This window comes from Cognatitamlana onchidii (genome assembly GCF_004804355.1).
Lineage (GTDB): Bacteria > Bacteroidota > Bacteroidia > Flavobacteriales > Flavobacteriaceae > Cognatitamlana > Cognatitamlana onchidii.
Genome location: NZ_SRWZ01000001.1, coordinates 1 through 12953, shown reverse-complemented (window position 1 = coordinate 12953; position 12953 = coordinate 1). Strand labels below are relative to the sequence as shown.

The 12953-nt window shown below is 34.1% G+C and carries 12 protein-coding genes; 7 read left to right on the top strand and 5 right to left on the bottom strand.

Annotated features, from left to right (window positions below):
- The first annotated feature begins 82 nt into the window (after positions 1–82).
- The 7 genes from tgt to E5D58_RS00030 all read left to right on the top strand — a co-directional run bounded on the left by tgt (position 83) and on the right by E5D58_RS00030 (position 7653).
- Entirely contained in the window at positions 83–1213 is a 1131-nt protein-coding gene (gene tgt / locus E5D58_RS00060) for a tRNA guanosine(34) transglycosylase Tgt (protein ID WP_136479796.1), read from the top strand.
- 4 nt (positions 1214–1217) lie between these two features.
- A complete protein-coding gene (locus E5D58_RS00055) occupies positions 1218–2294 on the top strand; it encodes an LptF/LptG family permease (protein WP_136479795.1) in 1077 nt (358 codons plus the stop codon).
- Positions 2281–3177: a DMT family transporter gene (locus tag E5D58_RS00050; protein WP_136479794.1), complete on the top strand. Its 897-nt coding sequence runs from the start codon at positions 2281–2283 to the stop codon at positions 3175–3177. Before E5D58_RS00055 ends, E5D58_RS00050 begins: the two co-directional genes overlap by 14 nt.
- Before the next feature lie 69 nt (positions 3178–3246).
- Entirely contained in the window at positions 3247–4200 is a 954-nt protein-coding gene (locus E5D58_RS00045) for an acetyl-CoA carboxylase carboxyltransferase subunit alpha (RefSeq protein WP_136479793.1), read from the top strand.
- A 168-nt stretch (positions 4201–4368) separates the two neighbouring features.
- A complete protein-coding gene (dnaB, locus tag E5D58_RS00040; RefSeq protein WP_136479792.1) occupies positions 4369–5907 on the top strand; it encodes a replicative DNA helicase in 1539 nt (512 codons plus the stop codon).
- A gap of 67 nt (positions 5908–5974) precedes the next feature.
- Complete coding sequence (locus E5D58_RS00035; protein WP_235835799.1) at positions 5975–7231, top strand: asparagine synthetase B; 1257 nt, start codon at positions 5975–5977, stop codon at positions 7229–7231.
- Positions 7231–7653, top strand: a complete 423-nt coding sequence (locus E5D58_RS00030; protein WP_136479791.1) for a secondary thiamine-phosphate synthase enzyme YjbQ — start codon at positions 7231–7233, stop codon at positions 7651–7653. The genes E5D58_RS00035 and E5D58_RS00030 overlap by 1 nt, the downstream gene beginning before the upstream one ends.
- A gap of 19 nt (positions 7654–7672) precedes the next feature.
- Here E5D58_RS00030 and E5D58_RS00025 read toward each other — a convergent pair whose 3' ends face one another.
- The 5 genes from E5D58_RS00025 to thrS all read right to left on the bottom strand — a co-directional run bounded on the left by E5D58_RS00025 (position 7673) and on the right by thrS (position 12373).
- Positions 7673–8989 (bottom strand): phenylacetate--CoA ligase family protein, encoded by a 1317-nt coding sequence (locus E5D58_RS00025; RefSeq protein WP_136479790.1) that lies wholly within the window; start codon positions 8987–8989, stop codon positions 7673–7675.
- Positions 8990–9111: 122 nt separating this feature from the next.
- Positions 9112–9456, bottom strand: a complete 345-nt coding sequence (gene rplT, locus E5D58_RS00020) for a 50S ribosomal protein L20 (protein WP_136479789.1) — start codon at positions 9454–9456, stop codon at positions 9112–9114.
- Positions 9457–9558: 102 nt separating this feature from the next.
- Positions 9559–9756: a 50S ribosomal protein L35 gene (gene rpmI, locus E5D58_RS00015; protein ID WP_019388182.1), complete on the bottom strand. Its 198-nt coding sequence runs from the start codon at positions 9754–9756 to the stop codon at positions 9559–9561.
- 95 nt (positions 9757–9851) lie between these two features.
- Entirely contained in the window at positions 9852–10406 is a 555-nt protein-coding gene (infC, locus tag E5D58_RS00010; RefSeq protein WP_205660293.1) for a translation initiation factor IF-3, read from the bottom strand.
- Between the two features lie 32 nt (positions 10407–10438).
- Positions 10439–12373: a threonine--tRNA ligase gene (gene thrS / locus E5D58_RS00005; RefSeq protein WP_136479787.1), complete on the bottom strand. Its 1935-nt coding sequence runs from the start codon at positions 12371–12373 to the stop codon at positions 10439–10441.
- Between the last annotated feature and the right edge of the window lie 580 nt (positions 12374–12953).

Here is a 12953-nt window from a genome sequence, read left to right as displayed (position 1 = left end):
GTTGCCAAAGCCTTATTATTTTTTTAAAGGACAATCAAAATACTGGTTGAGTTAATTATCTTTGTCCACTTATCCCGCAAAAATGAAGTTTGAATTAAAAGCCCAAGATGCTCAAAGTAAGGCTCGAGCTGGTAAAATTACTACAGATCATGGCAATATAGAAACTCCAATCTTTATGCCAGTTGGTACAGTGGCTACCGTAAAAGGCGTACATCAACGAGAACTAAAAGATGACATAAACCCCGATATTATATTAGGAAACACCTACCATTTATATCTTAGACCACAGACAAATATTATTGGAAAAGCAGGAGGTCTTCATAAGTTTATGAACTGGGACAGGAATATTCTAACAGATTCTGGAGGGTATCAGGTTTATTCGCTCTCGGCCAATAGGAAAATAAAGGAAGAAGGGGTGAAATTTAAATCTCATATTGATGGTAGCTACCATATTTTCACACCAGAGAATGTTATGGAAATTCAACGGTCTATCGGGGCTGATATTATTATGGCATTCGATGAGTGTACGCCATACCCGTGTGATTATAATTATGCAAAACGTTCCATGCATATGACGCATAGATGGCTTGATAGATGTATAAACCATTTGGAAAAGACACCGTTTAAGTATAATTATAGTCAAGCGTTTTTTCCAATTGTTCAAGGAAGTACTTATAAAGATTTAAGAAAACAGTCTGCGGAGTATATTGCAAACTCAGGTGCTGTTGGAAACGCTATTGGAGGTTTATCGGTTGGTGAGCCAGCCGAAGAAATGTATGCCATGACAGATGTGGTCTGCTCGATTTTACCAGAAGATAAACCTCGTTACTTAATGGGGGTTGGTACACCTATAAATATTCTGGAAAATATTGCTTTAGGAGTGGATATGTTTGATTGCGTTATGCCAACAAGAAATGCCAGAAATGGGATGCTATTTACTGCTTATGGTACGATAAACATTAAAAACCTAAAATGGGCGGAAGATTTTTCGCCGATTGATGAGATGGGAATAACTTTTGTGGATACAGAATATTCCAAAGCCTATTTAAGGCACTTGTTTACCGTAAATGAACTCTTAGGAAAACAAATAGCAACAATCCATAACCTCGGGTTTTATTTATGGTTGGTTCGAGAAGCCAGAAAACATATATTAGCAGGAGATTTTAGAATATGGAAAGATAAGATGGTTAAGCAAATGAATAATCGTTTATAGATAAATGAAAATCCTAGATTGGTACATATTAAAACGGTATTTATTTACGTTTTTTATGATGTTATTGCTATTTATTCCCATAGCTATAACCGTTCATTTAGCGGAAAAAATTGGTAAAATTCTTGATAATGAAGTACCTCTTAATGCAGTACTTTTATATTTACTTGATTTTACCATTTATTTTGCCCATTTATTGTTTCCGTTGTTTTTGTTTTTATCAGTTATTTGGTTTACTTCTAAACTGGCCAATAATACCGAGATTGTTGCTTTTTTAAGCTCAGGTGTTTCTTTTACCAGGTTTTTAAGACCGTATTTAATTGGAGCAACGATAGTTGGTTTTTTAGCTATAATATTAGGGCTTTATTTAGCCCCTAAAGCTAGTGAAGGGTTTAATAATTTTAAATATAAGTACTTAAGTGGTCATAGGAGTGCAGTTGATAATATCAATGTATTTCGTCAAATAAATGACAACGATATTATTTATGTGAGCAGTTTTGATGTGAAAAACAAACTAGGACATAACTTTACACTTGAGCATTTTGAAGAAAACCAACTCAAGTATAAAATATCGGCTAAAACAATTAAATATCTTGAAAAAGACACTTTGTATAAGCTTTCAGGTTATGTAAAGAGGGAGATAGGTAAGGATAAAGACTCGCTTGAAATCTTAACTACTAAAGATACCTTATTTGATTTTGAAGTTGACGATTTAATCCCTGTAATTTACGCTGCCGAAACAAAAACGTATGGCGATTTAAAAGACTTTATTGCTAAGGAAGAGGCTAGAGGATCGTCAAACGTTGGGCGTTTTAAACTTGTTTTATACAGAAAATGGAGTTTACCTGTTTCAGTATTTATTCTTACTATAATTGCTGTGGCGGTATCCTCTATAAAACGAAGAGGTGGTATGGGAGTTAATTTAGCCGTTGGGATTTGTATTGCTATGGTTTTTGTGTTTTTTGATAAGGTTTTTGGGGTAATGGCAGAGCAATCGGATTTCCCGCCTTTGATAGCAGTGTGGTTTCCTAATGTCATTTTTGGTATTTTAGCTATTTATCTTCTGCAAAATGCCAAGCGCTAAAGTCAAAAATCATATACATTTACATATTTTAGTGTTTATAGCCGGTTTTACCGCTGTTTTAGGTGAATTAATAAGTATTGCTGCGGTTCATTTAGTTTGGTATAGAATGGTTATTGCTTCAATTTTAATGTTGTTATACATTAAAATAGTTGGGGTAAAAATCAATATAGATTTTAAATCTGTTGTCAGGTTTTCAATAGCTGGTATTATAATTGCGCTACATTGGATAACTTTTTTTGGCGCTATTGAGGTGTCTAATATATCCATTACTCTGGCCATGTTTTCAACAGGGGCTTTTTTCGCTTCATTTATTGAACCTATAATTTATAAGCGAACCATTATTTGGTATGAAATTTTATTTGGAGTTGTTGTTATTATAGCTGTATTTATAATAACCCAAAGTGAGATTAGGTATTTAATGGGCGTATTATTAGGTGTGTCTTCTGCTTTTTTTTCTTCACTTTTTTCTGTTTTAAACGGTAGTTTCTTAAAAAAACATTCGGCTATCGTCATATCATTTTATGAGTTTTTAAGTGGTGTTTTTTTTATAACTATATATATAGTTTTATTTGAAAAGGATGTTTCCTTAGATTTTTTTAAAATAAGTATGGTCGATTTTAAGTACTTACTTATTTTAGGATCTGTTTGTACGGCTTATGCATTTATAGCATCTGTTCATATAATGAAGGTTATAAGCCCGTACACCGTTGTTTTAACTTATAATCTAGAGCCTATTTATGGCATTATTATGGCTATGGTTTTATTTCCTGAAAAAGAAAAAATGGGAATAACCTTTTACTACGGAGCCCTTATAATTATTGTAGTTGTGATTATAAATGCTATCCTTAAAAGAGGCCGGACTTTAAAAAGACAAAGTTCTTAATACTATATCAATTTTAAAGTTTTTATATTTGCAGACTAACCAATACTAAAATAGCAAAACTAAATTCTCATGGAATATTTAGAATTTGAACTACCCATAAAAGAGCTTGAAGATCAATTACAAAAGTGTAAAGTAATTGGGGAGGAGAGTGACGTAGATGTTACAGAAACTTGTGCTCAGATAGAGAAGAAATTAAAGGAAACTCAAAAAGAACTATATAAAAAGTTAACTCCATGGCAACGTGTGCAATTATCACGTCATCCAGATAGACCATATACTTTGGATTATATTAGGGCTATATGTGGAGATTCTTTTTTAGAGTTACATGGCGATAGAAGTTTTAAGGATGACAAAGCCATGATTGGTGGTCTTGGTAAGATTGGAGATCAAAGTTTTATGTTTATAGGGCAGCAGAAGGGCTTCAATACAAAGACAAGACAATATAGGAATTTTGGAATGGCAAATCCTGAAGGTTACAGAAAGGCCTTGAGGCTTATGAAATCTGCTGAAAAATTTGGAATTCCTGTGGTAACACTCTTAGATACGCCTGGGGCTTATCCAGGATTAGAGGCCGAAGAAAGAGGCCAAGGAGAGGCTATTGCCAGAAACATTTTAGAAATGACACGTCTTAAAGTACCTGTAATAACCATAGTTATTGGAGAAGGAGCCTCTGGTGGTGCTTTAGGTATTGGTGTTGGAGATAAAGTTCTTATGCTTGAGAATACTTGGTACTCGGTAATTTCACCGGAGTCTTGTTCTTCAATTTTATGGCGTAGTTGGGAGTATAAAGAGCAGGCGGCCGAATCTTTAAAGCTAACAGCGGCAGATATGAAAAAGCTTAAATTGGTTGATGAAATCATAAAAGAACCATTAGGAGGCGCGCATAGAGACAGAAATAAAACATTTAAAACGGTAAGTGATACGATTGTGAAGACTTATGAGGCATTAAAAAACTTATCACCAGAAGATTTAGTTTCTCAGCGTATGGATAAATATGCGAATATGGGCGTGTTCAAAGGCTAAGTCTTTTAAAACCAAATCATATTAAAATCTGAAGCTAAATACTTCAGGTTTTTTTTATGCTTATTGACAATATTTTTAACTTATTAACAGTTAAATTGTTAATGGGTAGTGAACAAACCTAAGCGTCTAAATTCATAAAAACTTATCTTTTTAATTACTTTCGTAGTTATGAAACAACCAAATCAACTAACTGGATATAAAGTAGATAAAAGTACTCTAATAAACCTTGAAAAAGGGAAAATACCTCCTCAAGCACTTGATTTAGAAGAAGTTGTGTTGGGTGCTATGATGATTGATAAGAAAGGTGTTGATGAGGTTATTGATATTTTAAACCCAGAAGCTTTCTACAAAGAAGCGCATCAGCATATTTTTGAGGCTATTTTTCAGTTGTTTGAAAATAGCGAGCCTGTTGATTTATTAACCGTTTCAACACAACTTAAAAAAAATGCCAAGCTAGAATTGGTTGGTGGCGATTTTTATTTAATTTCTCTTACCCAAAAAGTATCATCTTCAGCACATATAGAGTTCCATGCGCGTATTATTTTGCAGAAATTTATTCAACGTAGCTTAATTAAAATTTCCAGTGAGATTATTGAGGATTCTTATGATGAAACTAAAGATGTTTTCGACCTATTAGATAATGCCGAGGCGAAATTATACGAAGTTACACAAGGAAATATAAAGAAGTCGAGTGAAACAGCTCAGGATTTGGTTATTCAAGCCAAGAAGAAAATTGAAGAGATATCGAATAAAGAAGGACTTAGTGGGATACCAACAGGGTTTCATAAGCTAGACAAACTAACTTCGGGATGGCAACCTTCGGATTTAATTATTGTGGCTGCGCGTCCTGGTATGGGTAAAACAGCGCTAACATTATCTATGGCCAGAAACATTGCTGTAGACCAAAATATACCAGTGGCTTTTTTCTCTTTAGAGATGGCATCCGTGCAATTAATTACGCGTTTAATTTCTAGTGAAACAGGATTATCCTCAGAAAAGTTACGTACAGGAAAATTGGAAAAGCATGAGTGGGAGCAACTTAACGTAAAAGTTAAAGGTTTAGAAAAGGCACCGCTTTTTATCGATGATACGCCTTCATTATCCATATTTGATCTTAGAGCAAAAGCAAGACGTTTAGCCTCTCAACATGGTATTAAAATGATTATGATTGATTATTTGCAATTAATGACTGGAGGTACAAGCCATGGAGGAAATCGTGAGCAAGAGATTTCTATGATTTCAAGAAACCTAAAGGCCTTAGCAAAAGAACTTATGGTTCCTGTAATAGCCTTATCTCAGTTATCTCGTGCCGTTGAAACGCGCGGAGGAAGTAAGCGCCCGCTATTATCAGATTTACGTGAATCTGGAGCTATAGAGCAAGATGCCGATATAGTATCATTTATTTATAGACCAGAGTATTATAAAATTGACGAATGGGACGATGAAGAGCGTTCTCCTACAGAAGGACAGGCCGAGTTTATTGTGGCTAAGCACCGTAACGGAGGCTTGGAAAATATTCGTTTAAAATTCTTAGGACATTTAGGAAAGTTTGATAATTTGGATGATTTTGATTCGCCTTTCGAGTTTCACTCAAAAATGAATGCTGCAGCTAATGATGATACCTTTAAAACAGATAATTTTAAAGCAAGTCCAGATCAAGCTTTTGGAAGTTCATTCAATGATGATGAAGACGAAGTACCGTTTTAGAAAAACGTAAAGCCTAATGTTTTTATAATTTATTCCTGAAAATTCAATTTTTAAGTATCTTTCTGCCATGAAGAAAGCTCTGCTTATATTATTTCTTTTTATTATTACACAAACAAATGCGTCATACATTTTATTACCAATGGATGTTGATGGGCAAAAAAATCACCTTAAAGCTTATGGTATTACCTATTGGACACTTAATAAAGAGCTTAAGGTAAAATGGTTACTTAATTATAGAGGAGGTTCCTTTTTACTCCCAGATACAGAGGCGATTAAACGAGAATGTCAAATTAGAGGGGTGTCTTTCGAGGTAATTTCTAATGCTAAGACCGAAAGTATTTTAGAAGAAATTAGTAGTCCCAGTCAGAATATGGAAGCCGTTGTTTTAGAAAAAGCTCCTAAGATAGCTGTATATACACCGAAAGGAAAACAACCATGGGATGACGCTGTAACTATGGTGTTGCAATATGCTGAAATTCCTTATGAAACAGTTTATGACGAGGAGGTTTTAAATGATGCGTTACTTGCATTTGATTGGTTGCATTTGCATCACGAAGATTTTACAGGACAGTATGGCAAATTTTACGCCCAATATAGGGCAACTTCATGGTATATTGAAGAAAAAAAGAATGCCGAACTTCTGGCTCAGGAGCTTGGTTATAATAAAGTGTCTGAAGAAAAATTAGCCGTAGCATTAAAGATTCGAGATTATGTAATAGGAGGCGGGTTTATGTTTGCCATGTGTAGTGCTACAGATAGTTTTGATATTGCACTGTCGGCAGAGGGTATCGATATTTGTGAGCCAATGTTTGATGGTGATGGAAGCGACCCTGGTTATCAAAATAAAATAGATTACCATAAAACCTTTGCTTTTAAAGAGTTTTTACTTGAAAGAAACCCAAAAGTTTATGAGTTTTCATCTATTGATATGACAAGAAAACGCGTGATCCCTAAAACAGCTGATTATTTTTCACTTATGGAATTCTCTGCTAAATGGGATCCTATACCGACTATGTTATGCCAGAACCACACAGCCTTAGTGAAGGGGTTTATGGGGCAAACAACGTCGTTTAATCGTGACCAGATAAAGTCTAATGTTTTGGTTTTAGGAGAAACTAAAACCAATGGAGAAGCTAAATACATTCATGGAATTAAAGGAAAAGGGTTCTTTACTTTTTATGGAGGTCATGACCCTGAAGATTACCAGCATAGAGTGGGAGATGCTAAAACAGAATTAGATTTACATCCTACTTCTCCTGGTTATAGGTTAATTTTAAATAATATTTTATTTCCTGCAGCCAGAAAGAAAAAACAAAAAACCTAATGCAATTTTTTCAAAAAGAAATCCGACTAAAACCTTACTCTAGGGGTTTTCATTTAATAACGAACCATATATTAAGCGAGGCACCTGAAATTGAAAATATTAAAATTGGACAACTTCAGGTATTTATCAAACACACGTCAGCAAGCTTAACGATTAATGAAAATGCTGATTACACGGTAAGGGATGATTTTGAAAGTCATTTTAATGTCATTGTTCCTGAGAATGCATCTTATTATAAGCATATCTATGAAGGATCAGATGATATGCCCGCACATATTAAGTCTTCAATATTAGGAGCCTCGGTATTAATACCAATTACAAACGGTAAGTTAAACCTTGGAGTTTGGCAGGGAGTTTATCTTTGTGAACATAGAAACCATGCAGGATCTAGGCATGTGGTGATTACAGTAAACGGCGTTTAGATTAATTTGTGTGGCAAAACTATTTAGCTTGTTGATGTAGATTAATAACTTTCTTTCGTTTTCCAGAAGCGAGTGGTGGTATTTCATCAACATATTCAATTTCAACATTGGCATCATCTCCAAAATCTATTTTAATGGACTTTATGAGTTCTGGTTCAAAGGGGAATTCATCATGAATATTCAGTTTAATTAGGTAATCCTTTTTACCCTTTTGAATAAATTGATATTGTTTTAGTAACGTGTAGAATGGATAAAACTTGGTATAGACTAAAAATGAAGAAACTAATTGTCCTTCAGTATCATAAATTAAATCCATTTTTCGACCTTCAATGCTCTCAAAGACTAAAACATTATCGGTTGTAACTAAAGATTTGGCAACATCTCCAGTGTCATATCTAATTACAGGCATGTTATAGTTGAATAAATCTGTTACTACCAGTCTACCGTACTCTCCAGGTGTAGCAGGTTCGTCTCTATCTATTTTTAAGAGTTCAACGTAATAGCTGGCATGATTGACTTTAAAATGGTCTGGAGAATCTAAAGTTTGTTGTGCTATAATTCCAATTTCTTCACTCGAATATCTTGAAAATACAGGAGCTTTAAAGTGTTTCTTTAAGCTGTTTTTAGTATAAGAATTTAAATATTCAGAATTAGCAATTATAGATTTAATATTGAAATTGGATACTGATGCTTTATGTTTATCTAAATACAAACAAATACTTTCAAGCGCTGATGAAAATCCTAAGATAGATTTCTCTTGATTGGATTGTTTTAATAAATGTAAAAATTGTTTTACCCTAAAGTTTGAAAGCCTGGTAACATCAAACTGACTAACGTTTTGAAGAAGGGATTTTAGTTTGCCTTTTTTATTGTGTTTTCTCCAAACTTCTAATTCAAAAAGTTGATTGCCTATAATATAATCTGCAGATTTAGAAAAGTAAATGACATCAGCAGTATTTCGATTTCTTTTATTGATGTTTTGATAAAGAAAAAAAGGAACGCCAGTTGAACCACTTGTGGAAACTTTGTAGGATTTTGTGCTCAAATAGGTCTTTGATTTAAACGTATCAAAATTATCTTGTATTACTGTTTTTTTAATTATTGGAAAGTCCTGTATACTGTTATATCCAGAAAAATCATAATAAAATTTAGTAGTAGTAGTAGCATGCTTGAGCAAAGCATTCAAGTTTTGCTCACGTTTTCTTAAAGAATCAGGCGAGTTGGGTTTTAATAAAATAGATTCAATTTCTTTGTAATGCTCTTTTATAGCACCACCTCCTTTCAAGAAATCTAAAAACCAAAAAGAGTAATTTCTTAATTTGTTTAAAGTGCTCATTAAATAGTCTTAGGGGCAATAAATTTAATGAAAATTTTATTTATGGATAAAAAAAGTCCGGTTCTATATAGTACCGGACTTTAAACTAAGCGAGTAATATGTTTTACAATAGGCTAAGCGCCTTATTTTACTTTATCAATTACAGCTTTAAAAGCTTCAGGGTTATTCATAGCTAAATCTGCTAATACCTTACGGTTTAACTCAATGTCATTAGCTTTTAGTTTACCCATAAATTGAGAATAAGACAAACCGTGTTCTCTAGCACCCGCATTAATACGCGTTATCCAAAGTGCACGAAATGTTCTTTTTTTATTTCTACGGTCTCTGTACGAATATTGCATCGCTTTATCAACCGCGTTTTTTGCTACTGTCCAAACGTTTTTACGTCTTCCAAAGTAACCTTTTGCTTGTTTAAGAACCTTTTTTCTTCTGGCTCTTTTTGCTACAGAATTTACTGATCTTGGCATAATTTTAATTGTTTTTGTAGCGGGCGTTCTGAACTTGGTTCAAAATCTTTATATTGGCCACACTCCAGGGTTTATAAATTGTTTTAACCAATTAAAACAAGGTTACTTTAAACGTAACATAGTTTTAATATTATCTTCGTCAGCCTTATGCACTAATGTGTCATGGGTTAACGCTAGCTTACGCTTTTTAGATTTCTTTGTTAAGATATGACTCTTAAAAGCGTGCTTTCTTTTAATCTTACCAGTACCTGTTAACTTAAAACGTTTTTTGGCACTAGATTTTGTTTTCATTTTAGGCATTTTCTTCTCCTAGTTTTAATTATCTCGCTTAATTACCGTGTGCTGAATTTAGTTCAGCATCTTATTATTTCAAACAGAATTGTTTCTGTAATAATTTATTTTTTTTCCTTTTTTGGAGCAATAAACATGGTCATACGTTTACCTTCTAATTTAGGCATTTGTTCAACCTTTCCATATTCCTCAAGATCTTGGGCAAGTCTTAATAATAAAATCTGACCCTGCTCCTTAAAAATAATTGATCTTCCCTTGAAAAACACAAAGGCTTTTAATTTGGCACCTTCTTTCAAGAATTTTTCCGCATGTTTCTTTTTAAACTCATAATCATGATCGTCTGTTTGCGGACCAAATCGTATCTCCTTTATAATAACCTTTGTGGCTTTTGCCTTTAAAGCTTTATCTCGTTTCTTTTGCTCGTAAAGAAACTTTTTATAATCCATAACTTTACAAACAGGCGGATCAGCGTTCGGAGATATTTCCACAAGGTCTAATTCTTGCTCATTGGCTATTCTCATAGCATCCCCTTTGGTGTATATACCAATTTCTACATTGTCTCCAACAAGACGTAGTTTTTGAGCTGTAATTTTAGAGTTTATCTTGTGCTTATCCTCTTGTGTAACCCTTCTAGGTTGTTGTCTTCTTCTAATTGCTATGGCTTTAAGGTTTTAAGTTATACGTTATTTATCTAAAACGTTTTTAACGTTTTCTTGATGTTTTCTTTTATAATATTAGAGAACGTTTCTATAGAAATCATTCCCAAATCTTCTCCACCATGTTGTCGCACGGTGATTTTATTTTCTTTTTCCTCTTGCTCACCAATAATGATCATGTAAGGGTGCTTTTGCATTTCGGCTTCGCGAATTTTCTTCCCAATAGTCTCATTTCTATGGTCTACAAGGGCGCGAATTTCGTCATTTTCTAGCAAATTTAAAACTTTTTCGGAGTATTTTTCATATTTCTCACTAATTGACAATATGATAGCCTGAATAGGTATTAGCCATAAGGGGAAATTTCCTCCTGTATGTTCAAGTAACAATGCAACAAAACGTTCCATGCTTCCAAATGGCGCTCTGTGTATCATTATGGGTCGATGCGATTCGTTATCACTTCCTTTGTAGGTCAAATCAAAGCGCTCAGGTAAATTATAATCTACTTGAATGGTACCTAATTGCCAACGTCTTCCTAAAGCATCTTTTACCATAAAATCTAACTTCGGTCCATAAAAAGCAGCTTCTCCGGTTTCAATAACATAATCTAAACCTTTGTCGCTTGCAGCATTAATAATAGCTTGTTCTGCTTTTTCCCAATTGCCAATATCTCCTATATATTTATCCGGATTTTCTGGATCTCTAACAGATACTTGTGCTGTAAAGTTTTCAAAACCTAAAGACCCAAAAACGTAAAGCACTAGGTCAATAACGTTTTTAAACTCTTCATCAAGTTGCTCTGGCATACAAAACAGGTGCGCATCATCTTGAGTAAAACCTCGAACGCGCGTTAAACCGTGTAATTCACCGCTTTGTTCATACCTGTAAACCGTTCCAAATTCAGCATAACGTTTAGGTAAGTCTTTATAGCTCCACTGTGCGCTTTTGTAAATTTCACAGTGATGCGGACAGTTCATGGGCTTTAATAAAAACTCTTCATCTTCTTTGGGTGTATGTATGGGTTGAAAACTATCTTCTCCGTACTTAGCATAGTGCCCTGAAGTAACATATAAGTCTTTTTGACCAATATGTGGTGTAACTACCATTTCATAACCTGCTTTCTTTTGTGCGGCTTTCAGGAAATTTTCTAATCGTTCACGTAAAGCAGCACCTTTAGGTAGCCATAAAGGTAGCCCCTGACCAACTTTTTGAGAGAAGGTAAATAACTCTAACTCTTTACCTAATTTTCTATGGTCACGCTTTTTAGCTTCCTCAAGCATTTGTAAGTACTCCTTAAGCTCTTTTTGTTTGGGGAACGAAATACCATAAACACGTGTTAATTGTGGCTTGTTTTCATCACCTCGCCAGTAGGCTCCGGCTACACTTAAAACCTTAACAGCTTTTATTAAACCTGTATTAGGGATATGGCCACCTCTACATAAATCGGTAAAAGTAGAGTGATCACAAAACGTAATAGTGCCATCCTCAAGGTTTTCAATCAATTCAGTTTTAAACACATTGTCTTTATAGAGTTCTAAAGCTTCTGCTTTAGTGGCAGAACGCATTTTAAAATCATGCTTACCACGAGCTATTTCTAACATTTTATTTTCAATAGCTTTAAAGTCTTTCTCAGAAACCGTTTGGTCGCCAAAATCAACATCATAGTAAAACCCGTTTTCAATAGCAGGGCCAATGGTTAGTTTAGAGCCTGGATACAATTCCTCAATAGCTTGGGCTAAAACATGGGCACTACTATGCCAGAAAGCGGTCTTGCCAGCATCATCTCGCCAAGTATATAAAACTAAAGAACCATCGGTGGTTAATGGAGTGACAGTTTCAATAGTTGTACCATTAAAATTTGCAGAAATAACGTTTCTAGCAAACCCTTCACTAATGTTTTTAGCAACATCCATTGGTGTAACGCCTTCATCAAACGTTTTCACACTACCATCAGGTAAAGTAATATGTATCATAAAATTAATTGAAATTCGGCTGCAAAGATAACAGTATAAACAAATCCATGCAATATATATATATACATATATATGTATTACTAATTTTTTCATTGCGTTCCCTCTGGGTCGGGCTATTCATTATAAGTCCGCGCTCGTGCCTCGCTGTGGGCTTTCCATTACTATCCCTAACGCAGTTTAGTTAGTTTTGCCAATTGTGTACATATAAAGGATAGGGTCGGGATGTTATTGATAGAGATGCTGTTTGTTGGTAAAAAAGGATCGGATCATGAGTTTTAATAAGTTAAAAGTAATTAAGGCAAGTAGATTACGTATTGGAGAGAAATAAAAAGCTATTCGTTTGTAACGAAATGGTGTATAGAATATAGTTATTAAGGGTTGATTTGGCATCATGGGTACAAAAAGATAGAGTATAGGATTGAATAAAAAGGAATTATTGCGATTTGTTCGTTCAGATTAAAAAAAGTTGTATTGTAACTATCTTGAAACAAAAGAGTTAAGGTTTGAACTAAAAAAACATAAAAAAAAGGCATAAAAAAGTTTGTTGCTAAGGAATAAAAGGTGGTATATTTGCAGCCGC